Source organism: Pantoea sp. Cy-639 (assembly GCF_011752525.1).
Taxonomy (GTDB): Bacteria; Pseudomonadota; Gammaproteobacteria; order Pseudomonadales; family Pseudomonadaceae; genus Aquipseudomonas.
Genome location: NZ_VWXI01000001.1, coordinates 291,753 through 313,966, shown reverse-complemented (window position 1 = coordinate 313,966; position 22,214 = coordinate 291,753). Strand labels below are relative to the sequence as shown.

Sequence of the window (22,214 nt, the reverse complement as noted above, 5' to 3'; positions counted from 1 at the left end):
GATGGACCTGTTTCGAAGCGAACCTGTCGCCCAGCCCCTGGCCGCTCGCCTGCGTCCGTCCAACCTGGACGAGTACGTCGGCCAGGAGCACCTGCTGGCGCGCGGCAAGCCGCTGCGCGAGGCGCTGGAGCAGGGGGCGCTGCACTCGATGATCTTCTGGGGCCCGCCGGGGGTCGGCAAGACCACCCTGGCGCGGCTGCTGGCGCAGTTCTGCGACGCGCATTTCGAGACCGTGTCGGCGGTGCTGGCCGGGGTCAAGGAGATCCGCCAGGCGGTCGAGGTGGCCAAGCAGCAGGCCGGCCAGTACGGCCGGCGCACCATCCTCTTCGTCGACGAGGTACACCGCTTCAACAAGTCGCAACAGGACGCCTTCCTGCCCTACGTGGAGGACGGCACGCTGATCTTCATCGGCGCGACCACCGAGAACCCTTCGTTCGAGCTGAACAACGCCTTGCTCTCGCGGGCGCGGGTCTATGTGCTCAAGAGCCTGGACGAGGCCGCCCTGCGCAAGCTGGTCGACCGTGCCCTGAGCGAGGAGCGCGGCCTGGGCAAGCGCCAGCTGCGGGTCGGTGACGAGGCCTTCAAGATGCTCATGGCCGCCGCCGACGGCGATGGCCGGCGCATGCTCAACTTCCTCGAGAACGCCTCGGACCTGGCCGAGGACGGCGGCGAGATCGGCGTCGAGCTGCTGCAGAGCCTGCTCGGCGACAGTCGTCGGCGGTTCGACAAGGGCGGCGAGGCGTTCTACGACCAGATCTCGGCGCTGCACAAGTCGGTGCGCGGCTCCAATCCCGACGCCGCGCTGTACTGGTATGCGCGCATGCTCGACGGTGGCTGCGACCCGCTGTACATCGCCCGGCGCGTGGTGCGCATGGCCAGCGAGGACATCGGCAACGCCGACCCGCGCGCGCTGAGCCTGTGCCTGGCGGCCTGGGACGTGCAGGAGCGCCTGGGGAGCCCAGAGGGCGAGCTGGCGGTGGCCCAGGCCATCACCTACATCGCCAGTGCCCCGAAGAGCAACGCCGTGTACATGGGCTTCAAGGCGGCGATGCGCGAGGCGGCCGAGCACGGTTCGCTGGAAGTGCCGCTGCACTTGCGCAATGCGCCGACCAAGCTGATGAAGCAGCTCGGCTACGGCGAGGAGTACCGCTACGCTCACGATGAGCCGGACGCCTACGCCGCCGGCGAGGACTATTTCCCCGAGCAGCTCGAGCCGCGCCATTACTATCAACCGGTGCCGCGCGGCCTGGAGCTGAAGATCGGCGAAAAACTGCGCCACCTCGCCGAACTTGACCGCAGCAGCCCGCGGCAACGGAGAAAACCGTGATCGCACTCATCGCCGCCGTCAGTGCCGGCGGCATCGCCGGTACCCTGCTGCGCTTCGCCACCGCCAACTGGGTGGCTGCCCACTGGCCACGGCACTTCTATCTGGGTACGCTGGCGGTCAACCTGGTCGGCTGCCTGCTGATCGGCTTGCTCTATGGCCTGTTCCTGCACAAGCCACTGGCGCCGGTCGAGCTGCGCGCCGGGTTGATCGTCGGCTTCCTTGGCGGCCTGACGACTTTTTCTTCCTTCTCGCTCGACACTGTGCGCCTGATGGAAAGCGGGCAGGCCCCGCTGGCCATCGGCTATGCCGGGGTCAGCGTGATGGGTGGGCTACTGGCCACCTGGGCCGGCCTGTCCCTGACCCGATTCTGAACCAACACCTATACCTGACGAGAGAACGATATGCTCGATTCCAAACTGTTACGCGGCCAACTTCAGGAAGTGGCGGATCGCCTGGCTTCCCGTGGCTTCAGCCTGGATGTCGCGCGCATCGAATCGCTGGAAGAGCGCCGCAAGTCGGTGCAGACCCGTACCGAGCAACTGCAGGCCGAGCGTAATGCCCGTTCCAAGTCGATCGGCCAGGCCAAGGCCAAGGGCGAGGACATCGCGCCGCTGATGGCCGACGTCGAGCGCATGGCTAACGAACTGGCTTCCGGCAAGGTCGAACTGGACGCGATCCAGGCCGAGTTGGACGGTATCCTGCTGACCATCCCCAACCTGCCGGACGCCAGCGTGCCGGTCGGTGCCAGCGAAGACGACAACGTCGAAGTGCGTCGCTGGGGTACCCCGCGCAGCTTCGATTTCGAGATCAAGGATCACGTGGCCCTGGGCGAGATCAGCGGTGGCCTGGACTTCGAGGCAGCAGCCAAGATGTCCGGTGCGCGCTTTGCCGTGCTGCGCGGGCCGATCGCCCGTCTGCACCGCGCCCTGGCGCAGTTCATGATCAACCTGCACACCGGCGAGCACGGCTACGAAGAGGCCTATACCCCGTACCTGGTGCAGGCGCCGGCCCTGCAGGGCACTGGCCAGTTGCCGAAGTTCGAGGAAGACCTGTTCAAGATCAGCCGCGAAGGCGAGGCCGATTTCTACCTGATTCCGACTTCCGAAGTGTCGCTGACCAACCTGGTGTCTGGTGAGATCCTCGATGCCAAGCAATTGCCGGTGAAGTTCGTCGCCCATTCCCCGTGCTTCCGCAGTGAAGCCGGCGCGTCGGGTCGTGATACCCGCGGGATGATCCGCCAGCACCAGTTCGACAAGGTCGAGATGGTCCAGGTGGTGGAACCGAGCAAGTCCATGGAAGCCCTGGACAGCATGACCGCCAACGCCGAGCGTGTGCTCCAGCTGCTGGAGCTGCCTTACCGCGTGCTGGCCTTGTGCACCGGCGACATGGGCTTTGGCGCGGTGAAGACCTTCGACCTGGAAGTCTGGGTGCCGAGCCAGGACAAGTACCGCGAGATCAGCTCCTGCTCCAACTGTGGTGACTTCCAGGCTCGCCGCATGCAGGCGCGCTGGCGCAACCCGGAAACCGGCAAGCCGGAGCTGGTGCATACCCTCAACGGCTCGGGCCTGGCCGTTGGTCGTACCTTGGTGGCCGTGCTGGAAAACTACCAGGAAGCCGACGGTTCGATCCGTGTGCCTGAGGTGCTCAAGCCGTACATGGGCGGTGTCGAGGTCATCCGCTAAATGGATTACCTGCCGCTGTTCCACAAGCTGCAGGGCGGTCGGGTGCTGGTCGTCGGCGGTGGCGAGATCGCCCTGCGCAAAGCGCGTCTGCTGGCCGATGCCGGCGCCGCGCTGCGGGTGGTGGCGCCGGACGTCGACGGCCAGCTCGCCACGCTGGCCCGTGAGGGCGGTGGCGAAGTCCTGGTACGGGGCTACCAGGTGGCTGACCTGGACGGTTGCCGCCTGGTGATCGCGGCCACCGACGACCCCGGGCTCAATGCCCAGGTCTCGGCGGATGCACAGGCGCGCAGCCTGCCGGTCAACGTGGTGGACGCCCCGGCCCTGTGCACGGTGATCTTCCCAGCCATCGTCGACCGTTCGCCATTGGTGGTGGCGGTGTCCAGCGGCGGCGACGCCCCGGTGTTGGCGCGGCTGATCCGCGCCAGGCTGGAAGCCTGGATTCCTTCCGCCTATGGCGAACTGGCCGGCCTGGCCGCGCGCTTTCGCGACAAGGTCAAGGCCTTGTATCCGGACGTCAACCAGCGCCGCGGCTTTTGGGAAACAGTGTTCCAGGGGCCGATCGCCGAGCGCCAGTTGGCGGGGCAGGGTGGTGAGGCCGAGCGCCTGTTGCAGGCGATGGTCGATGGCGCGCCGGTGCAGCAAGGTGGCGAGGTGTACCTGGTCGGTGCCGGCCCGGGTGATCCGGACCTGCTGACTTTCCGCGCCCTGCGCCTGATGCAGCAGGCCGATGTGGTGCTCTACGACCGCCTGGTGGCACCCGCCATCATCGAAATGTGCCGGCGCGATGCCGAGCGCATCTACGTGGGCAAGCGCCGCGCCGACCATGCCGTGCCCCAGGACCAGATCAACCGCCTGCTGGTCGACCTGGCCCGTCAGGGCAAGCGCGTGCTGCGCCTCAAGGGCGGCGATCCGTTCATCTTCGGCCGTGGTGGCGAAGAGATCGAGGAGCTGGCCGAGCAGGGCATTGCGTTCCAGGTGGTGCCGGGCATCACTGCAGCCAGCGGCTGCTCCGCCTACGCAGGGATACCGCTGACCCACCGCGATTATGCCCAGTCGGTACGTTTCGTCACCGGCCATTTGAAGGACGGTACCAGCAACCTGCCCTGGCATGATCTGGTGGCGCCGGCCCAGACCCTGGTGTTCTACATGGGGCTGGTCGGCTTGCCGACCATCTGTGCGCAGTTGATCCGGCACGGTCGTGCCGCCAGCACGCCTGCGGCACTGGTGCAGCAAGGCACCACGCGCAATCAGCGGGTGTTCACCGGTACATTGGCAGACTTGCCAGACCTGGTGGCCCGGCATGAAGTGCATGCGCCGACCCTGGTGATCGTCGGGGAAGTGGTGCAGCTGCGCGAGAAGCTGGCCTGGTTCGAAGGTTCGCAGCACAGTTGAAATCGCTTGGGCCGCATTGCGGCCCTTTCACGATACAAGACCGCTCTTGTGCAGGCGCGGCCTTGTATCGTGAAAGGGCTGTGAAGCAGCCCCGGCTATTTCAAGCGTGCCAGATCCCCTTGCCCGACAACCGTTCCCGGTCGTGCGGCAGGGTGAAGTCCTGCAGCGGCCCCTTGGGCACGATCCCGTTCGGGTTGATGGTCTTGTGGCTCATGTAGTAGTGCTTCTGGATGTGTTCCATGTTCACCGTGCCCGCCACGCCTGGCCATTGGTACAGCTCGCGCAGCCGGTTGGACAGGTTCGGGTAGTCGGCCAGGCGGCGCAGGTTGCACTTGAAGTGACCGTGGTACACCGCGTCGAAACGCACCAGCGTGGTGAACAGGCGCACATCGGCCTCGGTCAGGTATTCGCCGGCCAGGTAGCGCTGGCGGCCCAATAGCGCGTCGAGATGGTCCAGTTCGTTGAACACGTCGTCGAAGGCACTTTCGTAGGCGTCCTGCGAGGTGGCGAAGCCGGCGCGGTATACCCCATTGTTCACGGCTGGGTAGATCCGCTCGTTGAGGGCGTCGATGGTGGCGCGCAGCGGTTCGGGATACAGGTCCAGGGTATTGCCTGTGAGTTCGTTGAATGCGCTGTTGAAGATGCGGATGATCTCGGCCGACTCATTGTTGACGATGCGCTTCTCCTGCTTGTCCCACAGCACGGGCACGGTTACGCGGCCGGTATAGCGCGGGTCATCCTGGGTATAGCGCTGGTGCAGGTACTGCAGGGCGTCGAGATGATCGCCGCTGGAGCCCTCACGCTGGTCGAAGGTCCAGCCGTGTTCGCCCATCAGCCAGCTGACCACGGATACGTCGATCAGCGGCTCCAGGCCCTTGATGGCACGCAAGATCAGGGTGCGGTGGGCCCAGGGGCAGGCCAGCGACACATACAGATGGTAGCGACCGGCTTCGGCGCCCGGCAGTTGATTGCGGCGCTGGGCATTCTCGCGCTGGAAGGCGCCATCCTTGCTGGTCTGGTACCACTGGTCATGCCAGCGTCCATCGATCAAAAGGCCCATGCTGAGCTCCTCGGAACAAAATGTTTGTCGTTGGAGCTCAGTCTAGAGAGAAACGTTCGAACAACTAGCGCAAAGACTGCGTCGAACCAATCGACTTATTTGATGTTTTTGCGGGCGGCCCAGCAAGCACGGGCATTGTCGAATGCCTGCTCGCGCTCCTGGCCGAGGCCGCACAGCGCCAAGGCCATGGTTGCCACCACGGCCAGTTCGCCATAATCGTCCTCGGCTTCGCCGCGCCAGACGGCGAGCAAGTGCGCGCCTTGCAGGCTGGCTGGTTTGACATGACGCTGGGCGCTCAAGGCCGGCCATTCTTCATCCCAGGCCTCGCCAGCAGCGGTGCCATAGAGGTGACTGACGACATCCGGATTGATCTCGATCTCGCCGCCGTCGCCCTTGACCACCAGCGCCGTGTCGCCGAGCAGGCGGCTGGCCTCGCGGTGCACGGCCTGGTAGCCGGGGTGGAAGATGCTCTGCAGGCCGCAGCGGGCGGCGAGGGGATTGAGCACCCGGGCCAGGGAGTGGATCGGTGAGCGCAGGCCGAGGGTGTTGCGCAGGTCGATCATGCGCTGCAGTCGCGGCGCCCAGTCCTGCAATGGGAAAAAGGCCAGCTGGTGGTTGTCCAGGGCCTGCTCCACGGCTGTCCAATCGCGGCACAGCGGGATGTCCAGCAGGCTAAGCAACTGTTCGGTATACAGGCGTCCGGCCGTGTGGGCGCCGCCACCGTGCATGAAGATGCGCACACCATTGCCGGCCAGGCACTTGGCTGCCAGCAGGTACCAGGGTAGGTGGCGCTTCTTGCCGGCATAGCTCGGCCAGTCCAGGTCGACGGCGATGGCCGGTGCGCGCAGCTGGGCGCGCAGGGCCTCGGTGAAGCCGGCCAGTTCCTCGGCACTTTCCTCTTTATGCCGCAGCAACATCAGGAAGGCACCGAGCTGGGTGTCCTCGACCTTGCCTTCGAGCAGCAGGCTCATGGCGGCGCGGGCTTCTTCGCGGGTCAGGCCACGGGCGCCGCGCTTGCCTTTGCCAAGAATGCGCACGAACTCGGCGAAGGGGTGCTCGGCAGGGGTTTCCAAGGTCAGGGGGCGTGGCTCGGTCATATGCAGTTGGTCGGTTTGGGCAGGCCCGCCAGCTTGGCGGCGAGTTTGGCGGGAGTACCATTGAACAGGCGGTTCAGGTGCGGGCTGTTGCCCTTTTCCACGCCCAGCTTGAGCGCGGTGTACTTGATCAGCGGGCGGGTGGCCGGCGACAGCTGGTACTCGGCGTAGAACTGGCGCAGCACTTCGAGCACTTCCCAGTGTTCCGCAGTCAGGGTGATGCTTTCGCGGGTAGCGAGGGCCTCGGCGGCTTCGCGGGACCAGTCTTGCAGGTCGACCAGGAAGCCATCCTTGTCCAGGGCGATCACACGGTCGCCGACAGTCAGGGTACTCATAGCCAGCTGTTGACCTTGTCGAAGTGCAGGGTGAGCTCGATGAAGGCCGGGTAGTCCACGGGTTGGGCCAAGGTACTGGTCAGGGCGCGGCCTTCGAGGTCTTCGGCGAGGGCGAACAGGCGCCCATCCAGGGCGGCGGCTTGTAGGGCGCGTAGTGGTTCGCTGCCGGGATTCAGCGCGTAGGTGGCGTCGCCGCACAGCAGCAGGGCGTCATCCGCGCCCAGCAGGCGCAGGCAACTGCTCAGGCGCTCGTCGCCGAAGGGCGAATGGGCGATTACATGCAAGGTCGTCATCAGAGCGTCACCACCTGGTCGAAACGGGCAATCAGTGCGGCCAGCGCGGCATCATCGAGCACCTCGACCGGCAGCCCCAGCGTGCTGCTGTCCAGGCCGCGACGGGTGAGACTGTGGCCACAGGCGAACAGTTCGTCGACGCCGAACATTGGCAGGGCCTGGAGATTGGCAGTCAGGTTCTTCTGCTGCAGCGCATCGGGCTGCTGGCCGGGCGCAAGCTGGAACACCCCGTCATCGAGGAACAGCATGCCCAGCGGCAGGTCGAAGGCACCGCCAGCCAGAGCGATATCCAGTGCCTCGCGGGCGGACGGGCCGCTCCACGGTGCCTGGCGGCTGATGATCAACAGTGACTTGGCCATATCAGTCGCCTCCGAAGCAGACCAGACGGTCGGCCAGTTGCGCGGCTTCGTGCAGTTGGCCAAGGCCGGACAGTTCCCAGGGCATGGGCAGGTTCACCGCCGGGCGCTGGTAGCGGTTGGCCTCGGCATCGTCGAGTACCCCGCGGCGCAGGGCGGCGGCGATGCACACTACTGCGTCGAGTCGCTGCTCGCTGACGAAGGCGCGCCATTGCGCGGCGATGTCCTGTTCATCCTGGGGGGCGACGATATTGGCCGAAGCGCTGTGCACTCCGTCCTGGTAGAAGAACAGTCGGGCAATCTCGTGCCCGCCCGCCAGCACCGCTTCGGCGAAGCGCAGGGCGCGGCGCGAGGAGGGCGCATGGGCGGGGGAAAAAACCGCGATCGCGAATTTCATGGAAAGCTCTTGCAGAAGAATGCCGCCATGATAAAGCAAAAAGCCCACGTCGGTGGACGCGGGCTTTTTGTGCTGGAGCGGTTGCCGATCAGGCCTGCTCTTTGCTCTCTGGCAGGAACCAGTTGAGCAACAGGGCGCAGATGCCGCCGGTGGCGACGCCCGACTCCAGCACGTTGCGCAGTGCCGACGGCATGTGCGCGAGGAACTCCGGCACCTGCGCCACGCCCAGGCCCAAAGCCAGCGACACGGAGATGATCAACAGCGCGCGACGGTCGAGGCGGGTGCTGGCGAGAATATTGATACCCGACGCGGCTACCGCGCCGAACATCACCATGGCCGCCCCACCGAGCACCGGCTCCGGCACGGCCTGGATCACCCCGGCCACGCTGGGGAACAGGCCCAGCAGGACGAGCATCACGGCGATCCACAGGCCGATATGGCGGCTGGCGATTCCCGTCAGCTGAATCACGCCGTTGTTCTGGGCGAAGATCGAGCTGGGGAAGGTGTTGAACAGGCCGGCCAGCAACGAGTTGGCGCCGTTGACCAACACGCCACCCTTGATCCGCTGCATCCATACCGGGCCTTCCACGGGTTGGCGCGACACCTTGCTGGTGGCGGTGACGTCGCCGATGGCTTCCAGGGAGGTGACCAGGTAGATCACCAGCATCGGGATGAACAGCGCCCAGGAGAAGCTCAGGCCGAAGTGCAGTGGCGTCGGTACCTGGAACAGTGCGGCCTGGTGCATGCCGGTGAAGTCCAGGCGGCCCAGGTAGCCGGCCAGCGCATAGCCGACGGCCAGGGCGATGACGATGGCGCAGCTGCGCATCCACACCACCGGGATGCGGTTGAGGATGACGATGATTGCCAGCACCACTCCCGACAACAGCAGGTTCTCGCCATTGGCGAAGGTGCCGTTGGCCATGGCGCCGAAACCACCGCCCATGCTGATCAGGCCGACCTTGATCAGGGTCAGGCCGATCATCAGCACGACGATGCCAGTCACCAGTGGGGTGATCAGGCGTTTGACGAAGGGCAGGATGCGCGAAACACCCATCTCGATGAACGAGCCGGCGATGACCACACCGAAAATCGCTGCCATCACGCTTTCCACCGGCGTGCCCTGCTTGACCATCAACGCGCCGCCGGCGATCAGCGGCCCGACGAAGTTGAAGCTGGTGCCCTGGACGATCAGTAGTCCGGCGCCGAACGGCCCGAAGCGTTTGCACTGGACGAAGGTGGCGATGCCGGAGATGACCAGTGACATCGACACGATCAGGTTGGTGTCCCGTGGCGACACGCCCAGGGCCTGGCAGATCAGCAGGCCAGGGGTGACGATCGGCACGATGATCGCCAGCAGGTGCTGCAGCGCCGCCAGCAGGCTGATCAGCAAGCGAGGCTTGTCCTCGAGGCCGAGAACCAGTTCGTTGGCAGGCGCTGCCGCGCCCGGACCGTGCTCTTGTGAACTCATGGGAAAGTGCTGCCCCGGCTGAAAAAGGAGCGCATTCTACGGGCTGAAACGGCAGAGGGGTAGAGGCAAGCACGATGGCGGCACAATCGCAGATTAACCCTTCAATAAACTGACTTTTAGGTCAATGTTTCTCTGGGCTGCCATCCACTTTACAAGGGGTATGAAAAAGCCCGCTGAAGCGGGCTTTTTCATGAGGCTATCAGCGGCTGACGCTAACGATCAGTCGTCGCGGCCCATCAGGCCGAACAGTTGCAGCAGGCTGACGAACAGGTTGTAGATCGACACGTACAAGCTGATGGTCGCCATGATGTAGTTGCGTTCGCCGCCCTGAATGATGGCGCTGGTCTGGAACAGGATGCAGACCGACGAGAACAGCACGAAGCCAGCGCTGATCGCCAGTTGCAGGCCGCTGATCTTGAAGAAGAAGCTGGCCAGTACGGCGCCCATCAGGACGAAGAAGCCGGCAGTGATGAAGCCGCCGAGGAAACTCATGTCCTTACGGGTGATCAGGACGTAGGCCGACAGGCCGCCGAACACCAGTGCGGTCATGGCGAAGGCCGAGCTGACCACTTCGGCGCCGCCGCTCATGCCCAGGTAGCGGTTGAGGATCGGACCGAGGATGAAGCCCATGAAGCCGGTGAGGGCGAAGGTGGAGACCAGGCCCCAGGCCGAGTCACGCAGTTTGTTGGTGAGGAAGAACAGGCCGTAGAAGCCGATCAGCACGACGAACACGTTCGGGTAGGCGACGCGCATCTGCTGGGCAACGAAGGCCATGATGCCGCTGAAGGCGAGGGTGAGCGCCAGCAGGCTGTACGTGTTGCGCAGGACCTTGCTGACCTCCTGCTGCTCGACCTGCTGGCCGTTGTGAACGGCGTAATCCTGTTCGCGCATGGCGCACTCCTTTGGTGTGTAGCCGCGGGTCATGGACCTGCGGTATTGGAACGTATGGTGCAAAAGCATACCAGAGCTGTCGCAACCCGCGACACAGAGAGTTTGACAGCTTGTTTCATTACGGTATTATTGCCGCCGCAAAACCAGCTGGAAGCGTGGCCGAGTGGTTTAAGGCAACGGTCTTGAAAACCGTCGATGGGCAACTATCCTAGAGTTCGAATCTCTACGCTTCCGCCACATTCAAAGCCCTGATTTTTCAGGGCTTTTTGCGTTTTTGTGGAATGAAAAAACTACCCATGGGAACACCCTTGGGAATGGTTTCGATGCAATGGTATTAGGACGCGTCCTAATACTTTCCTCATTTGGTCGGCTTGGCGAGTGCCCCGACGCGTCGGTAGACCCTTTCGGTGATGTCACCTTTCGTGTGGCCGAGCAGTAGGCTGGCGTGGTCAACATCGGCAATTTCCGAGGCCGCCTTGGGTCGAATGTCGCGGAATTGAAATTGGCTGATCCGGTCGGCCAGTACTCGGTCCCCGGCGGCGGCCGCGTCCTTTACCGCTTCCTCCCGCGCATCGTCCCAACGGTGCCTCAGCATCGCCGCAGTAACCCGTTTACCGGCATCGGTAAGTATCAAATAAGGCGATCCGTGCGCCGCATTGCGCTTCAAGATCTCCTCAATGAGGACGCCCAGGCCGCTGGCCAAGCCGTCCACCTCCAGCAGGATCCGCAGCTTCTTGTGGGTCTTCTTCTGCTTCACACCGAGGGCTTTGTCCTCGATGTCATCCTTCCTCATCACCAGCACGTCCGCAGGGCGCTGGCCCGTCAAGTACGCCAAATCCATGGCGACCTTCAACTCCTCAACCGCTTTTGCATAGACCGCCTTCCATACCGCGTCATTGGCGTAGAAGTCTCGCGGAACCTCCTTGTTCTTCCGCACGCCCTGGCAGGGGTTTTCCTTCGTCGTCAGGCCCCACTCTCGGGCGAGGTTGTAGACGTGCGAAAGGAGTGCGATCTCCCTGTTTGCCCGGACTGGCGCTGACCGGGCGTCGCGGTACTGGGCAACCAACGCCGGCGTAATTACATCAATGGGTGCTCCCTCGAAGAACGGGCGCAACTGACGCAGTTCGGCGAGGTTGTCCTTTTGCGTGCGGGGTGCCTTCTTGGGGATGATGTCCCGCTCATAGCGGTCGAAGATCGACCTCATGAGCAACAGATCGCGAGGTTTGTCCTTCGCTTCCAGTTCGGCCCATTTCAACCTGGCCACGTTCAGGTCTGGTCCAAGGGCGATTTCCTTGCCCGACTTGTCGAGGTAGTAATAGCTGATCCAGACCTTGCCACTCTTGCGCGTGCGCTTGCGTTCGTACAGACGGGGAGGAAGGTGACGGTTTTCAGTCTTGCGGGGGCGCATATCACCTCACCTTTGAAAAGTCCGGCGTCCAGGCCGGTGCTTGCGTTTGTGGGGCCGGTGCCAGTGGCACCACCTCCAGGGTCACACCCAGCTTCAAGCGGGCGTACTGACGGCCTACCAGAGGGCGGCCGCCTCGGCTCTCGACGAAGCGCCAGCCGCGCTCATTGAGCCAGCGGCGCTGCCAGCCCCTGGATTTGTAGCCGGTAAGGTCGGCCAGCTCTTCGTCCGAAAGGATCTCGGTTTCCATGGGATGGTCTCCACGCCGCCGGTGGCGGCAGGTTTGTTGTCAGGCCAGCAGCACGTCGCGCACGACTTCCCAGAGTCGCGCCGCCGGCCACTGGAAGCGGTCGAAGTCCGTGTCCGGCTGAACGCCGTAGCGGCAGGTGGAGTGGGCGCCGGCCGGGTACTCGCCGCGCTTCTGCATGATGGTGGCTACGCGACCGTCACCGCCTGGCTCAGTCCGGTGGTATTCGTAGGCCCTGGTGGTGTACACATCGCCAGCGGCAATGGTGCATGTTGAGTGGTGCACCATGTTGGCTCTGCCGTCTGGTGTCCATGGTCTTCCCCCGCCAGCTTGACGCGCGCCCTCATGCAGGTAGAGAACGAATTCTCCTTCATCCAACCGGCGCATGTTGTAGCAGTGGTTGATCTGCTTTCCGACCAGGATCCGCGATACGAAGTTGAAGCGGTGGTCGTGGATTGCCGAGTGCTCGAAGCAGGATCGTCGGGGCAGTTCGGGATGCCATACGTGCAGGCGCTGGTTGCCCTGCAGCTGGACCTGAACGAAGCCCAAGCCGTGGAGCGTGATTCTGTCGGTCATCACATCGTCGATGATCATGGCAATAGCTCTCCATGCCCGCGCATGTCGGCGGGCTTGAGTAGTTGGGGGAGGGGTTACTCGCTGTACTGCTTGCGGATGCGGCGGGCGATGGCGCGTAGGTCGCCGTCAATCTCGAACATCTCGTTGTTGTCCCGGCGCGAGACGACCCCGGACCTGGTGACGTTGCGGCCACCAAGGATCCAGGCGGCCAGCAGGATCAGCGCAGACTCGAGCTGGCGCCGTAGCCAGCCGGTATGCGGGATCACCGCGGCCACCGGTACAGGTGGAAGGCGACGAAGGTGAGGGCGATCATGGCTGGGCCTCCTTCGGCGGATGAATCGGGCACGGCCAGCGCAGTGAGCCGTTGCCGCTCGGGCAGGTGCAAAGCGCGTCATCAGGCACGTCAAAGAACCCAAGACGTCCCTTCATCGGTAGGAACGGCAGCGGTCGCGGATCGCGCAGGACGAACCCCTTGGCGCCCATGTACCAGTCCGAATCGCTGGTATCGACGCTGTCGACCAGCTCAACCGAGCCGATGATGCCGCCACGCTGCAGGTCGGCCAGCGCCATAGGGATTGGCAGACCGCGCGCCATGCAGAAGCGGTTCGCCTCACGCAGCTCGCGCTTCGTCATGCCTTGAGCGGCGTGCACCAGGAAGCGGCCACGGAACTTCGTGTGCCAGTTGCGGTTTTCGATGTCCTTGCTGCCATGGATGATCTGGTAGGCCCATGGCTGGCGAATTGAAAGCGCCTTCACAGCTGATACCTCTCATCAGTCCAGGCCGCCGGTGCGGCCGCTGGTGTTGGTCCGTTGTCGCGTTCGTGTGGGGAGAGCTGGCGCTCGTTGCCGGCAACCTGCGGCAGCCAGACCTTCACGCAGCTGATGGCGTTGTTGCCCAGCGAGTTCATGACGTAGCAGACGACGCCGCGGGGCTTATCCTCGAAGGACGAGACGCCTGGCGGCAGTTCGGTTGCGCTGGCGCCGGTGGCCAGCAGCAGGAGGCAGAGGGCGAGGCGGGTCATGCTGTGAGCTCCAGTTGTGGGTCGGCTTTGGCGGCCAATTCAGCGACGACGATGGCGTATGCTTCGGGGTGCTGCTTGTCGAACGGAGGCATGGTTTCCGCCTCGATCCATGTTCCCCGCACCGTGCCGCGGTCAAGCCAGCCAGGGTGACCTGGGGTCGAGCGCGTCCAGGCCGTAGGGCTGATGCCAAGCTCTTGGATCTGCTTTGCCGCGATGTAGCCCTGCGAGCGCATTAAGGCGATCACCCGAAGCGCCGCTTCCTTCCAGGGTGTGAGGCTGACCGGAGATGGAACGCCAGCCTGATGAGCTCCGACCACCATCGGTACCCGGCATCGTTCAGTCGGGTTCCAGTCGAACAGGTGCAGGTACTCTTCGTTGGTGAAGAACGCCCAGCTGCTACGGCTTTCCTCACATCGCAATTCGAACTCCCATCCCGACTTGTCGCCGCCGCGATGCATCCAGCGGGGGAGCAGCACTGGCACGCCAAGCAGCGCGAGCATTCGGCAAATGCCGAGACTGGCATCGCTGGCCTTGCTGACGATCACCAGGCGATGGTCAGGGCCTGGGCGACCATAGAAGTTCTCGTAGTCCTTCGGCAGGATCTGGTCGGCCACCTTGGCGTTGAGGGTCATCTTCGCCTCGACGCCGATCTGCCTGCCGCTGGCGTGCACAGCCAGGATGTCGAAGCCTGCAGCCTCGGGGTAGCAGGTCCAATCGGCCTGCTTGTTCATCGACTGGATGAAGGCCGCGCACAACTCGGCCTCCGTCTTGATCGGTGTCCTTTCGAGCATGTCGATTCCTTTGCCGCGAGCGAGCGGCAGTGAATAGAGGGGAGAGGGGTTACAGCTTGGCGGAGTACAAATGTGCTCTCTCGGCTCTGAGGCCGCCGCTTAGAAGCATCCGCACTTTGGGCAAGAGCCAGAAACGAACTTGATCCGTCCGTCGCAGCGGGCGCATTCCTGAGGCTTGTGGATGGCGTAGAGGGGAATGCTGTAGGCGCTAGTGTTCCAGCCCTGCAGGTCACTTTGTGCCTTGTCTTTCGCGTGCATCACGCTCAGACCACTCTCGATCATGTACCACACTGGCTCCCCGTGAGGCTCCTCGACAGGCTGATCAAGCAGGCTTTGCCAATACTCAGCATGTGGCGAGGGGTATGGGTGGGCTTGGTAGGCAAGGAGCTTGACCAGGCGCTCGACCTCGTCGCGTGGCACGCTGACCATCTCGGTGTTGCTGGATCGGTTTTCTGTGGGCATGACATACTCCGGTACGGAATCTCATCGGGGAGTGGTGATAGTGTTCAGTAGGACCAAAATTGCAGCAATTTTCACGCTGCTTTATTTAGCTGGAATCGCTCTAATTGTCTGGTTTAAAGGAGTTAACCCATTTAGCCTTGATCTAAATAATCTTGGGGATTTTGTTGCTGGAGCATTTGGCCCTCTGGCTCTCGCGTGGTTGATCTTCGGTTACTTACAACAAGGCGAAGAACTTAGGCAGAGCACATTTGCTCTCAAAGTTCAGGGTGATGAGCTTAAGAATTCAGTTGAGCAGCAGCAGCGTCTGGCAGAGATTTCTATGGAAGCACTTGCGATGGAGAAGGCGATAAGGGTTTCTCAAGAAAAAATGTATAGAAACTCCCTTCGCCCTATCCTTGCCTTAGGAGAATCTTACCCAGTTTTGGCGAATAAGCTGTACGTCGCAGAATGCGATCTCTTTAATGATGGGGCGCAGATTTTTGTTGTGGAGGCATACGCCACAAAAGATGGAGCCCGGAAGTCTGCTGGAAAGCATCGAACTATTGAGAAGGGCGGCTCTGTGAAAATAAACATTATATGGGATCCGCAAGCTGGTACTGGAGACCTTCTGGTAGATATACTTTATTCAGAGCTAGACAGTACTAGAGGTGTTGCGAGATTTAAGGCAATTCAAGGCGAAGAGCTTGGCTCGGTTCTATTTGTGAAGGATGAAAGTTTTTCCTCGTGAGATAATTTCAATCTCCGCAGAAGCAGTCGATGTCTTCAGCCAGGTAGTCGAAATCGAAATCCGTCTGCCTGGCGCGCTGGTCGGCTGACCAGGCCAATGAACGGTAGTTTGGGCGGTCCTGCCGGAACACCTGGCCGAACCGCTCTTCGGTGCCAGACCACCAGATCACCCGGGAAGGATCTTCCTGGATGGTCCTGATCAGCTTGGCCTCGTTCTTCTTCCAGCACAGGTCGCAGTTGCCGTAATCCGAATCCATGCCAAGGTCGAATGGCTGCGCTTCCCAGAATGCCGCCACGTCCTCCTTGATGACGCCCGCGACGTATGAGGGGCAGACGCTGTCCCAGCGGGCATTGCCGCGCTCGTTGGCCGTCATCATCCGGCTGTAGCGCCGCGGCTCGTCGTAGCGGATGCCGACGATGCAGTCCCACTCGTCGTAGCCCAGGGCGCGCATGTGCTTCTCGCCAATCTTCACCTTCAGGTAGGCGGTGCACATGTTGTTGCTGAAGTTCGGCAGCACGGCCGGCAGGCTCTTCTCCGCCTTCCGGTAGGCCTCGTAGTACTCGAGCATCATGGTGAACGGCTCGCCGTTGCGGCTGGCCGTCTCGAAGTCGACGATCTTGTACCAGGGCGCGTCGTCCGGCTGACCATACACCCGGCACCACTCCATCCAGACGATGTTGACGCCCCAGTGCTTGGCCATGGCGTCGATGAAGATCAGCGTTTCCTCGCGCTCCTTGCCAGTGTTCTGGAAGAAGGCGTGCATATCTGCCGGGAGCTTGCCGCCGTGGGCCTCAAGGATTTTCCAGAGCATGTGTCCGCTGGTGCGGCCACCACTGACGCCGATCTGCGCCGGCCCAGTGATCTGGTAGGGGTTAATGGTCATACGCTTCCCAGCCTGAACTGATCTTGGCCACCCGCAGCCAGCCCCGCGTTGAGCTCGACACACTGCCCGGCAAGCATGCCGGCGATCTGAGCTGCCATGTCGAGCTCGATCGGGCGCGCCCTACGGGGCTTGCCGATTTCCTGGCCGGCCAAATACTGCTCGATCAATGCCTTGTCCTGACTTTCCACTGCCACGAGGTCTCGCCCATTGGAGCGTTGCTCAAGGGCCGGATCTTCCTCGCCGCGGGGCACCAACTCATGGATCTTGCCGTGCACCGCCGAAACCCAGGCGATTGCGAAATGATCGCCGGCAGTCTCAGGGGAGTAGCCGCTGCGCCGCTTGCCTTTCCTGACCTGGGCCACATACTCGCGTCGGGCCAGCGTGAGCTTGGCGAGCAAAGCCTCATAGGCGTATATCGCGATTTGTGGCGCTGGCGTAACGCCGACGAACAAGGCACGTTCAACCATGCGCCCGGAGGCGTCGCACCAGTGGCGGTACGAGAGCGGTCGGCAACCAAACACCCTGGCCACGATCCCGCTTAGGTGACGATCCCAGGTCGGCCGGCGGTTCGCTCTGGACTTGTCCGACTGAACCTCATCCACATCGCTCAGGCGCACATCCAGCTCAGTCAGGCGATACTCGCGCATCAGCGCTTGGGCCTGACGCATAGCAGTGGCGGCCTCATTCTCGTTCGAGCTTTTGGAAAGGGCCAGGCAGCGCTTGATCTTGCGGATGACCCGCTCGAGCTTGCTTTCGTCGTGCTGTTGTTCGGTCATGTCTTTGTCCTAGCGTGCAGGCGCCGCCCTCGCCGGGTCGGCGTTATCGTTGAATAGGGGAAGGCGCTGGCGGGCAGCGCAGGATGTTCGGTAGATGGCAGATTGCAATTACTGCCAGGGCGATGATAAGATCGAGGCACGCGGTCGATGTTGGACCCAAAAGAGTCGATGATTCAGGCGGTATACAACGTTAAGTCCATCGATATTTTGTCTGTTGTTTCTGGTCTCCTAACTGTGTTTGTTTTTATTAACGACAACGCTTATTGGGGGTATGTTATGGCAGCGATACCAATGTTCATCTGTGCTGGGGCTGTGCTGCGGGACCAAGCGAAATCAGAGAAAATGTTGGGATTTGACGTTACTGCTTGATAGATAGCACCGGGGAAACCCGCCCCGCACCAATTATGAAAGGGCTGACTTGTTCAGCCCTTTCGCATTTCCGGCGGTTGGATTTCGTCGCCGGGATCACGCCTCAGTTCGGCCATGCTGGCCGCTTCAAACTGACGCGCTAGTTTGGGCGAGATGTAAAAAGCTGGCGCGTCAGGTCGTTCAAGCCGGCGCGCACGCTCTTCTGGATCTTGGGCAATCCAAGACAGGGCCATGTCCTGCCACAGCTCCTGCACCTGCTTGTAGCCGTGACGCTTGATCTCCTCTGCGAGGGCTTTCTTGATCCCTACGGGCATCGTGATGGTGATGTCCTCGATCCCCAGCTTCGCGGCCTTCTTCTTCTCGCGGTCGCGATAGTCCGCAGAGTGCTTGGCGGCTCCCGTCTTCTCCTCGGCCATGGCCGATACCTCCCAAGCCGCTGGGCGGCAGATTGATGTGTTGCTGGCGCCGGCCGTGCCGGACGCGCGCGGTGATGCGTTTCATCCTTTGTGCTGTGCTCGCTTCTCTGCTGTGGTGGGAAACTTGATATCGAACAAGCGCATGATCCGGTGAATCTGCGTGTACGAGATCTCCAGGCGTCGACACACCTGTGCCATGGTCACGCCGACGTCGCGCATTGCTGTGATCCGCTCGGCAAGTGCTTTGTCTTTTGCTGGATCTGTTATCTGCTTCCCGAGGTTGCCCTTCCCGCGATTGGGGTCTGGCTGGAACTTGAATCCACCATCGAGGGCATATCGCCCGAGGCAGGCCGTTGAGAGGCCCGTGTGTGCCCGCGCCTGGGCATAGGTCATGCGCTTTGCCAACTCTCGCACCTCCGCAATGCGCCGTTCGCGTTGCGCTGCTCGCTGGCCAGGCTCGCGGGCTTTCTCCCGGGCTGCTTTTGCAGGCCTTGTCTCAGCCTTGGCGCTCACTTGGGCGCGATGTGGGCGCCGTGGCACGTAGTCGCAGGCGGGAAGGCTCTGAACATCACCGCCGGCCTGAAAGTAACTGTCAATGCTCGCATTGAGCGCGGCCAGCACCGCTTCGCGCTGGCTTGGAATTGGCTCTCCGTTCATTGCATAACGCCTCTCTTAGTCGCCGCGCCTGCCTCCATTGCAGATGCGAAACGCAGCGCCGCTTGGTACGTGAAGGCGAACCCCTGAATGGCCCCGGTGGTGACATCGACTACATCCCAGGCATGGCCATGGCACTTCACCTGGAAGCGAGGTGCGCCGATCTTCTCGCGGGCTTCTGCCCGCAGCGTCTTCCCGCGTTCAAGTAGAACGGCGAGCATGGCAAGTTTCTCCGCGAAAGCAGGGTGCATTGCTGTCTGCATGGGGTGATCCTCTGGGGATTCAGGCGTGGTACTCGAAGGCCTCGGCCTTGCGAACGATTCGAACTTGAGCTGTGCGCCGCTCGGGCGCCCGACGATCGCGGCGCATCGGGTCGCTGTCGTCGATGACCGCGTGCATGGCGATCAGCGAAGCCAGCAGGAAGCACATAGGGCTGATGATGTTGCGCCGCATGGCCTCGGCGACCAGGGCCGCGCGGCGTGGCACGTCGAGCTTGAACATTGCCGCCGCGATCCGCTTCTCGACGCCGCCCTCGCTGATGCCGAAGCGGCGAGCGATTTGCTTCGATGTCATGCCCTGGGCAACGTCGAGAACGCATTCCAGCTCGCGGGGCGCGAGACCCCGGCCCAGGTAGCCTTTCCATTGGCCAATGGTGATCGTGTCCATGGGTAACCTCGGTTAGCTGCATTGGAGAACCGATCCCGCCTGTATCCCTGCACGTTGATTGTGTGGGTCGGGAAGGGCTCTCCGATGCAGCCTGGTGATGGGGAACCAGGTGATCGGGCAGTTAACGTCAGGCTGACGTGGTGCTGGTTGACTATGGAAGCGGTTTCGCAAGAGCCAAGCGATCGAAGTACTGAGAGCGATACTTGTCCCACTGAGCACGGATGCTCGGGCGATCCGCGTAGCCTTTCGAGATGGCGAACAGCTCGCGTTGCTCTTGAATCCAGGCCTGAATGTTCACGCAGACGCCGCGAGCGCGACGGGAACGGAACTGCTCAGTGGTTTCGCCTGGCTTGCGGAACTGGTTGATGTTGCGCATCGTCTTGCCCTCCAGGGCGGTTGATTTCCCGTCTGGCCCTGTCGCCAAGGCCAGCCAGTGAAATCAGGCTGTCAGCTCCAACAGAGCCCAGATGCACCCGCCCAGGGCGGCGAACAAGCTGAGCAGAAAGAGCCAAGCGCCAATCGTGAGTCTCGGCATTGCGATCCTCCGTCAGATCCACGGCCTTGCTACTGGCGACAGGCCGTGAAACGTCTTCAAGTTGGTGACTCCGACCGCGGACCTTCCCGCCGGATAACTGATCTTGGTGCTTTACCCTGCACACCTGGGGCAGTTGCCACCCCTCTGGACTGTTGAGGCCTGTCCATCGCTGCCTTTGCTGCGGCCGGTGTCGATCCGGCGACGAGTCAAATATGTACCTATGGTTCACATCGGTCAAGTACCAAAAGTACATAATTTTCCTTTGGGCGTAAAAAAACCCGCCGGGAGCGGGTTCTTGGAGTCAGGCGGGAGGACTTAAAGCGAGGAGCGCGGCCACTTGGCGTCTACGACGCGACCGACCAGGCACCATTCGCCATCCATCTCAACTGTCGGAAATGCTGCATTCAGAGGTTTTAGGTATGCCTTGCCTGAATCCCAGACAAATTGCTTGAACGTGGCTTCATTGGAGTCAATTAGCTTGGCGACGACGTATTGCCCATGCTCTACATCAAAGCCTGGTGCTACCAGGATGACCATTCCCTCAGAGAAGGACATACCGTTCGGGGACGTCATCGATGGGCCTTTGACTTTCAGCCAAAAGCCGTTTGGACCTGCCCATGCGTCGGATGGGTGAACCTCGCAGGAGGCTACGTTTGATAGCTCAATAGCTTCCATAGGCATCCCGGCCTGCACCCAACTGATCTCAGGGTATTCGTAGTAGCGAACCGGCCCTGCAGACGGCTCAATGTTGGCGTCGAACTCTGGCCGGTCTTCGACCATTTGGCCTTTTCCGTACTCAAGCCATTCGAGGCGAACTTTCAGTGCGTTGGCAAGGGCAAGCATCTTCACGCCACCTGGCATGGATTCCCCATTCAGCCATTTGCTGGCTGCTTTTGGTGTAACGCTTGCGATTGAGGCAAGGCGCGCACCTGCACCCCACGCAGGGATGTCGCTGGCAGCGAGTGCTTGCTTGAGGCGTGCCGCAAAGGCCGCCCTGATATCTTCGATATGAACCATGGGTTCAATATCGCATGCGCTTGCATGTACTTTCAGTTCCGACATACTATGTACTTACAGTTCATATTTGCCTGGAGGCCCTATGACGGCGCTCAAGAAGGCGATCGACGATGCTGGCGGAGTCTTCGCTGTATCGGTCGTCTGCGAGAAAACACCGCGTGCTGTTTACAAATGGCTTGCCTCTGGCTGCCTGCCGCGTACCGAGTACACGGGCGAGACCCGCTACGCGGAAAAGATCGCCGAATTGGCCCGAGCCAACGGCAAGCCATTCAAGGCTAAGCAACTGTTAGCTCGCATAGCACCTATCAAGTCGACTGCGTGAAGTATGCGTGACCTGGCCTTGCGCCAGTAGTGAACTGAACCAGCTGTGAATTTAACCAGTAAGGAAGCGGACATGAAGCCAGTCGCCTTGATAGCTCTCCCCAAACGCCGGTCGCCAACATCAACTGAGATCTTCGTCCAGGCCGAAACCGACATGGACGAAGTATTCGTTGAGCTTTGGGGGGGAGGGGCTCTGATTGCGTACGCCCGTCTGTTACGTGCTCAGGAGGCGGGTGAGTTCAGGGCTGGCCGTTCTGTAGCAACGTTTGAATTAGCGGAAGTGCTTTCTGCGCATTCTCCATGCCCAGGTCCACTAGTTTCGTTATCAGCTGTTTTGTGGTCTCGCCAGGAGCTTCACGCAGAGCTTTCAGAATCCCACTTTTCTGATCCTCGGGAAGGCTCGATGCCTGAACTTTCGCCTCGATCAGCTGGCGGAGCGTGTCCTCATGGAGCTTGATCGTAACCGTGGCGAGGATTGCGCCCATCCCGCCGTCATCTTCAAGGAAGTCCAAACCCTTCGCTGTGATTTTCGCTTGGGTAAGGGTTTTGGCTCCGCTCAATCCACTGAATTCAATTCCACTTTCAACCAAACCGTGCTCCTGCATGTAAATCAGGTTGGCGACGCATTCGGCCTGGGAGTATTCGCCCATCCCATAAACCGACGAGGACCTGCCGGGGTAGTGGTCCCTGAGTTCTGCCAGCAATTCTCGCTGGAGTTCTCTATTCATCTTCATATGTCCGGGCTCCGATGGCCTTTTCGTGTGGAGCCAAAAAGCTACCACGGATGCTCCAGGCACCCATAACTCCCGAATCGCGGGCGAAAAAAAACCGCCTGGCAGGGCGGCTTCTCTACAACAAACATCGAGGTCGATTATGCACTCTGCAATGGACGCAAGCAACACCGCGTCACAGGCCGTTTCGCACCAGAAAGCCTACCACCAGTCCGCCGCCCTCCATGCCGCGCGGATGATCCGCCTCCAGTATGCGCCAGAGTCGAAAAACGCCTTCCGTATCGAATGCGTTGAACACCTGCGCGCCTCCCTGTGTGAGAG

33 protein-coding genes and 1 tRNA gene are annotated in these 22,214 nt (G+C 61.8%); 8 read left to right on the top strand and 26 right to left on the bottom strand.

Translation table 11 applies throughout. The features are described from left to right. Position 1 precedes the first annotated feature (1 nt). The 4 genes from F3J43_RS01460 to cysG are packed head-to-tail and all read left to right on the top strand — an operon-like array spanning position 2 to position 4,401. Positions 2–1,327 (top strand): replication-associated recombination protein A, encoded by a 1,326-nt coding sequence (locus F3J43_RS01460; protein WP_166883039.1) that lies wholly within the window; start codon positions 2–4, stop codon positions 1,325–1,327. Beyond that, on the top strand, positions 1,324–1,698 hold the full coding sequence (gene crcB / locus F3J43_RS01455; RefSeq protein WP_166883038.1) for a fluoride efflux transporter CrcB: 375 nt from the start codon (positions 1,324–1,326) through the stop codon (positions 1,696–1,698). Before F3J43_RS01460 ends, crcB begins: the two co-directional genes overlap by 4 nt. Positions 1,699–1,728: 30 nt before the next feature. Continuing rightward, a complete protein-coding gene (gene serS, locus F3J43_RS01450; protein WP_166883037.1) occupies positions 1,729–3,009 on the top strand; it encodes a serine--tRNA ligase in 1,281 nt (426 codons plus the stop codon). After that, the gene (gene cysG, locus F3J43_RS01445) at positions 3,010–4,401 is read left to right on the top strand and encodes a siroheme synthase CysG (RefSeq protein WP_166883036.1); all 1,392 of its coding nucleotides are present in this window, start codon (positions 3,010–3,012) and stop codon (positions 4,399–4,401) included. 100 nt (positions 4,402–4,501) lie between these two features. Here the strand turns inward: cysG and F3J43_RS01440 are convergent, their stop codons facing one another. From F3J43_RS01440 to F3J43_RS01405, 8 genes are all read right to left on the bottom strand, one after another. Further along, the gene (locus F3J43_RS01440; protein ID WP_166883035.1) at positions 4,502–5,461 is read right to left on the bottom strand and encodes a glutathione S-transferase family protein; all 960 of its coding nucleotides are present in this window, start codon (positions 5,459–5,461) and stop codon (positions 4,502–4,504) included. 95 nt (positions 5,462–5,556) lie between these two features. Next, positions 5,557–6,558 carry a glycosyl transferase family protein gene (locus tag F3J43_RS01435; protein ID WP_166883034.1) on the bottom strand — a complete coding sequence of 334 codons (1,002 nt, stop codon included), beginning with the start codon at positions 6,556–6,558 and terminating at the stop codon, positions 5,557–5,559. Further along, positions 6,555–6,890, bottom strand: a complete 336-nt coding sequence (locus F3J43_RS01430; RefSeq protein WP_166883033.1) for a TusE/DsrC/DsvC family sulfur relay protein — start codon at positions 6,888–6,890, stop codon at positions 6,555–6,557. Before F3J43_RS01430 ends, F3J43_RS01435 begins: the two co-directional genes overlap by 4 nt. Then, positions 6,887–7,183, bottom strand: coding sequence for a sulfurtransferase complex subunit TusB (tusB, locus tag F3J43_RS01425; protein ID WP_166883032.1), 297 nt, complete (start codon positions 7,181–7,183; stop codon positions 6,887–6,889). The genes F3J43_RS01430 and tusB overlap by 4 nt, the downstream gene beginning before the upstream one ends. Then, positions 7,183–7,542 carry a sulfurtransferase complex subunit TusC gene (gene tusC, locus F3J43_RS01420; RefSeq protein WP_166883031.1) on the bottom strand — a complete coding sequence of 120 codons (360 nt, stop codon included), beginning with the start codon at positions 7,540–7,542 and terminating at the stop codon, positions 7,183–7,185. The genes tusB and tusC overlap by 1 nt, the downstream gene beginning before the upstream one ends. Position 7,543: 1 nt before the next feature. Continuing rightward, entirely contained in the window at positions 7,544–7,936 is a 393-nt protein-coding gene (tusD, locus tag F3J43_RS01415; RefSeq protein WP_166883030.1) for a sulfurtransferase complex subunit TusD, read from the bottom strand. A gap of 88 nt (positions 7,937–8,024) precedes the next feature. Continuing rightward, entirely contained in the window at positions 8,025–9,404 is a 1,380-nt protein-coding gene (locus F3J43_RS01410; protein ID WP_166883029.1) for a nucleobase:cation symporter-2 family protein, read from the bottom strand. Between the two features lie 219 nt (positions 9,405–9,623). After that, a complete protein-coding gene (locus F3J43_RS01405) occupies positions 9,624–10,295 on the bottom strand; it encodes a Bax inhibitor-1/YccA family protein (protein WP_166883028.1) in 672 nt (223 codons plus the stop codon). A gap of 149 nt (positions 10,296–10,444) precedes the next feature. Here F3J43_RS01405 and F3J43_RS01400 point away from each other — a divergent pair. After that, positions 10,445–10,532, top strand: a tRNA-Ser gene (locus tag F3J43_RS01400). A 121-nt stretch (positions 10,533–10,653) separates the two neighbouring features. Here F3J43_RS01400 and F3J43_RS01395 read toward each other — a convergent pair. The 8 genes from F3J43_RS01395 to F3J43_RS01360 form a co-directional block, all read right to left on the bottom strand. After that, entirely contained in the window at positions 10,654–11,703 is a 1,050-nt protein-coding gene (locus F3J43_RS01395; protein WP_166883027.1) for a tyrosine-type recombinase/integrase, read from the bottom strand. Position 11,704: 1 nt separating this feature from the next. Next, a complete protein-coding gene (locus tag F3J43_RS01390; protein ID WP_166883026.1) occupies positions 11,705–11,950 on the bottom strand; it encodes a DUF4224 domain-containing protein in 246 nt (81 codons plus the stop codon). A 39-nt stretch (positions 11,951–11,989) separates the two neighbouring features. Next, on the bottom strand, positions 11,990–12,541 hold the full coding sequence (locus F3J43_RS01385; RefSeq protein ID WP_166883025.1) for a hypothetical protein: 552 nt from the start codon (positions 12,539–12,541) through the stop codon (positions 11,990–11,992). Positions 12,542–12,597: 56 nt separating this feature from the next. Then, positions 12,598–12,789: a hypothetical protein gene (locus F3J43_RS01380; protein ID WP_166883024.1), complete on the bottom strand. Its 192-nt coding sequence runs from the start codon at positions 12,787–12,789 to the stop codon at positions 12,598–12,600. Between the two features lie 43 nt (positions 12,790–12,832). Next, complete coding sequence (locus F3J43_RS01375; RefSeq protein ID WP_166883023.1) at positions 12,833–13,279, bottom strand: ASCH domain-containing protein; 447 nt, start codon at positions 13,277–13,279, stop codon at positions 12,833–12,835. Continuing rightward, the gene (locus F3J43_RS01370) at positions 13,276–13,545 is read right to left on the bottom strand and encodes a hypothetical protein (protein WP_166883022.1); all 270 of its coding nucleotides are present in this window, start codon (positions 13,543–13,545) and stop codon (positions 13,276–13,278) included. The genes F3J43_RS01375 and F3J43_RS01370 overlap by 4 nt, the downstream gene beginning before the upstream one ends. After that, the gene (locus F3J43_RS01365; RefSeq protein ID WP_166883021.1) at positions 13,542–14,336 is read right to left on the bottom strand and encodes a hypothetical protein; all 795 of its coding nucleotides are present in this window, start codon (positions 14,334–14,336) and stop codon (positions 13,542–13,544) included. The genes F3J43_RS01370 and F3J43_RS01365 overlap by 4 nt, the downstream gene beginning before the upstream one ends. A 99-nt stretch (positions 14,337–14,435) precedes the next feature. Next, positions 14,436–14,798: a hypothetical protein gene (locus tag F3J43_RS01360; protein WP_166883020.1), complete on the bottom strand. Its 363-nt coding sequence runs from the start codon at positions 14,796–14,798 to the stop codon at positions 14,436–14,438. Positions 14,799–14,838: 40 nt separating this feature from the next. On the opposite strand from F3J43_RS01360, the gene F3J43_RS01355 reads away from it, so the two are divergent. Next, a complete protein-coding gene (locus F3J43_RS01355; RefSeq protein WP_166883019.1) occupies positions 14,839–15,525 on the top strand; it encodes a hypothetical protein in 687 nt (228 codons plus the stop codon). A 7-nt stretch (positions 15,526–15,532) separates the two neighbouring features. Here the strand turns inward: F3J43_RS01355 and F3J43_RS01350 are convergent, their stop codons facing one another. Both F3J43_RS01350 and F3J43_RS01345 read right to left on the bottom strand, forming a co-directional pair. Beyond that, positions 15,533–16,408: an adenine nucleotide alpha hydrolase family protein gene (locus F3J43_RS01350; protein ID WP_166883018.1), complete on the bottom strand. Its 876-nt coding sequence runs from the start codon at positions 16,406–16,408 to the stop codon at positions 15,533–15,535. Next, entirely contained in the window at positions 16,405–17,184 is a 780-nt protein-coding gene (locus F3J43_RS01345) for a DUF2786 domain-containing protein (RefSeq protein WP_166883017.1), read from the bottom strand. The genes F3J43_RS01350 and F3J43_RS01345 overlap by 4 nt, the downstream gene beginning before the upstream one ends. A 147-nt stretch (positions 17,185–17,331) precedes the next feature. Between F3J43_RS01345 and F3J43_RS01340 the strand changes: the two genes are divergently transcribed. Next, positions 17,332–17,553, top strand: a complete 222-nt coding sequence (locus F3J43_RS01340; protein ID WP_166883016.1) for a hypothetical protein — start codon at positions 17,332–17,334, stop codon at positions 17,551–17,553. Positions 17,554–17,606: 53 nt separating this feature from the next. On the opposite strand, the gene F3J43_RS01335 is transcribed toward F3J43_RS01340, so the two are convergent. The 6 genes from F3J43_RS01335 to F3J43_RS01310 form a co-directional block, all read right to left on the bottom strand. Further along, complete coding sequence (locus F3J43_RS01335) at positions 17,607–17,969, bottom strand: hypothetical protein (RefSeq protein ID WP_166883015.1); 363 nt, start codon at positions 17,967–17,969, stop codon at positions 17,607–17,609. Positions 17,970–18,050: 81 nt separating this feature from the next. Beyond that, positions 18,051–18,626 carry a hypothetical protein gene (locus tag F3J43_RS01330; protein WP_166883014.1) on the bottom strand — a complete coding sequence of 192 codons (576 nt, stop codon included), beginning with the start codon at positions 18,624–18,626 and terminating at the stop codon, positions 18,051–18,053. Continuing rightward, positions 18,623–18,886 carry a hypothetical protein gene (locus F3J43_RS01325; RefSeq protein ID WP_166883013.1) on the bottom strand — a complete coding sequence of 88 codons (264 nt, stop codon included), beginning with the start codon at positions 18,884–18,886 and terminating at the stop codon, positions 18,623–18,625. Before F3J43_RS01325 ends, F3J43_RS01330 begins: the two co-directional genes overlap by 4 nt. A gap of 19 nt (positions 18,887–18,905) precedes the next feature. After that, positions 18,906–19,289, bottom strand: coding sequence for a response regulator transcription factor (locus F3J43_RS01320; RefSeq protein WP_166883012.1), 384 nt, complete (start codon positions 19,287–19,289; stop codon positions 18,906–18,908). Positions 19,290–19,440: 151 nt separating this feature from the next. After that, the gene (locus tag F3J43_RS01315; protein WP_166883011.1) at positions 19,441–19,665 is read right to left on the bottom strand and encodes a hypothetical protein; all 225 of its coding nucleotides are present in this window, start codon (positions 19,663–19,665) and stop codon (positions 19,441–19,443) included. Positions 19,666–20,139: 474 nt separating this feature from the next. Then, on the bottom strand, positions 20,140–20,886 hold the full coding sequence (locus F3J43_RS01310) for a helix-turn-helix domain-containing protein (protein ID WP_166883010.1): 747 nt from the start codon (positions 20,884–20,886) through the stop codon (positions 20,140–20,142). 37 nt (positions 20,887–20,923) lie between these two features. On the opposite strand from F3J43_RS01310, the gene F3J43_RS01305 reads away from it, so the two are divergent. Beyond that, positions 20,924–21,163, top strand: a complete 240-nt coding sequence (locus tag F3J43_RS01305; RefSeq protein WP_166883009.1) for a hypothetical protein — start codon at positions 20,924–20,926, stop codon at positions 21,161–21,163. Positions 21,164–21,401: 238 nt separating this feature from the next. On the opposite strand, the gene F3J43_RS01300 is transcribed toward F3J43_RS01305, so the two are convergent. Beyond that, positions 21,402–21,890 (bottom strand): hypothetical protein, encoded by a 489-nt coding sequence (locus F3J43_RS01300; protein WP_166883008.1) that lies wholly within the window; start codon positions 21,888–21,890, stop codon positions 21,402–21,404. A gap of 178 nt (positions 21,891–22,068) precedes the next feature. Then, positions 22,069–22,191, bottom strand: a complete 123-nt coding sequence (locus F3J43_RS23930) for a hypothetical protein (protein WP_286184301.1) — start codon at positions 22,189–22,191, stop codon at positions 22,069–22,071. Between the last annotated feature and the right edge of the window lie 23 nt (positions 22,192–22,214).

Bases quoted from the DNA above. Each gene is read 5' to 3' on its own strand.
- F3J43_RS01395 (WP_166883027.1), bottom strand. From the start codon at position 11,703: ATGCGCCCCCGCAAGACTGAAAACCGTCACCTTCCTCCCCGTCTGTAC.
- F3J43_RS01305 (WP_166883009.1), top strand. From the start codon at position 20,924: ATGACGGCGCTCAAGAAGGCGATCGACGATGCTGGCGGAGTCTTCGCT.
- F3J43_RS01410 (WP_166883029.1), bottom strand. From the start codon at position 9,404: ATGAGTTCACAAGAGCACGGTCCGGGCGCGGCAGCGCCTGCCAACGAA.
- F3J43_RS01315 (WP_166883011.1), bottom strand. From the start codon at position 19,665: ATGCGCAACATCAACCAGTTCCGCAAGCCAGGCGAAACCACTGAGCAG.
- tusC (WP_166883031.1), bottom strand. From the start codon at position 7,542: ATGGCCAAGTCACTGTTGATCATCAGCCGCCAGGCACCGTGGAGCGGC.
- F3J43_RS01330 (WP_166883014.1), bottom strand. From the start codon at position 18,626: ATGAACGGAGAGCCAATTCCAAGCCAGCGCGAAGCGGTGCTGGCCGCG.
- F3J43_RS01340 (WP_166883016.1), top strand. From the start codon at position 17,332: ATGTTGGACCCAAAAGAGTCGATGATTCAGGCGGTATACAACGTTAAG.
- F3J43_RS01390 (WP_166883026.1), bottom strand. From the start codon at position 11,950: ATGGAAACCGAGATCCTTTCGGACGAAGAGCTGGCCGACCTTACCGGC.
- F3J43_RS01320 (WP_166883012.1), bottom strand. From the start codon at position 19,289: ATGGACACGATCACCATTGGCCAATGGAAAGGCTACCTGGGCCGGGGT.
- F3J43_RS01430 (WP_166883033.1), bottom strand. From the start codon at position 6,890: ATGAGTACCCTGACTGTCGGCGACCGTGTGATCGCCCTGGACAAGGAT.
- F3J43_RS01360 (WP_166883020.1), bottom strand. From the start codon at position 14,798: ATGCCCACAGAAAACCGATCCAGCAACACCGAGATGGTCAGCGTGCCA.
- F3J43_RS01440 (WP_166883035.1), bottom strand. From the start codon at position 5,461: ATGGGCCTTTTGATCGATGGACGCTGGCATGACCAGTGGTACCAGACC.
- F3J43_RS01365 (WP_166883021.1), bottom strand. From the start codon at position 14,336: ATGCTCGAAAGGACACCGATCAAGACGGAGGCCGAGTTGTGCGCGGCC.
- F3J43_RS01435 (WP_166883034.1), bottom strand. From the start codon at position 6,558: ATGACCGAGCCACGCCCCCTGACCTTGGAAACCCCTGCCGAGCACCCC.
- F3J43_RS01345 (WP_166883017.1), bottom strand. From the start codon at position 17,184: ATGACCGAACAACAGCACGACGAAAGCAAGCTCGAGCGGGTCATCCGC.
- F3J43_RS01405 (WP_166883028.1), bottom strand. From the start codon at position 10,295: ATGCGCGAACAGGATTACGCCGTTCACAACGGCCAGCAGGTCGAGCAG.
- F3J43_RS01460 (WP_166883039.1), top strand. From the start codon at position 2: ATGGACCTGTTTCGAAGCGAACCTGTCGCCCAGCCCCTGGCCGCTCGC.
- F3J43_RS01310 (WP_166883010.1), bottom strand. From the start codon at position 20,886: ATGTCGGAACTGAAAGTACATGCAAGCGCATGCGATATTGAACCCATG.
- cysG (WP_166883036.1), top strand. From the start codon at position 3,010: ATGGATTACCTGCCGCTGTTCCACAAGCTGCAGGGCGGTCGGGTGCTG.
- F3J43_RS01325 (WP_166883013.1), bottom strand. From the start codon at position 18,886: ATGCAGACAGCAATGCACCCTGCTTTCGCGGAGAAACTTGCCATGCTC.
- tusB (WP_166883032.1), bottom strand. From the start codon at position 7,183: ATGACGACCTTGCATGTAATCGCCCATTCGCCCTTCGGCGACGAGCGC.
- serS (WP_166883037.1), top strand. From the start codon at position 1,729: ATGCTCGATTCCAAACTGTTACGCGGCCAACTTCAGGAAGTGGCGGAT.
- tusD (WP_166883030.1), bottom strand. From the start codon at position 7,936: ATGAAATTCGCGATCGCGGTTTTTTCCCCCGCCCATGCGCCCTCCTCG.
- F3J43_RS01385 (WP_166883025.1), bottom strand. From the start codon at position 12,541: ATGATCATCGACGATGTGATGACCGACAGAATCACGCTCCACGGCTTG.
- F3J43_RS01335 (WP_166883015.1), bottom strand. From the start codon at position 17,969: ATGGCCGAGGAGAAGACGGGAGCCGCCAAGCACTCTGCGGACTATCGC.
- F3J43_RS01300 (WP_166883008.1), bottom strand. From the start codon at position 21,890: ATGAATAGAGAACTCCAGCGAGAATTGCTGGCAGAACTCAGGGACCAC.
- F3J43_RS01350 (WP_166883018.1), bottom strand. From the start codon at position 16,408: ATGACCATTAACCCCTACCAGATCACTGGGCCGGCGCAGATCGGCGTC.
- F3J43_RS01370 (WP_166883022.1), bottom strand. From the start codon at position 13,545: ATGACCCGCCTCGCCCTCTGCCTCCTGCTGCTGGCCACCGGCGCCAGC.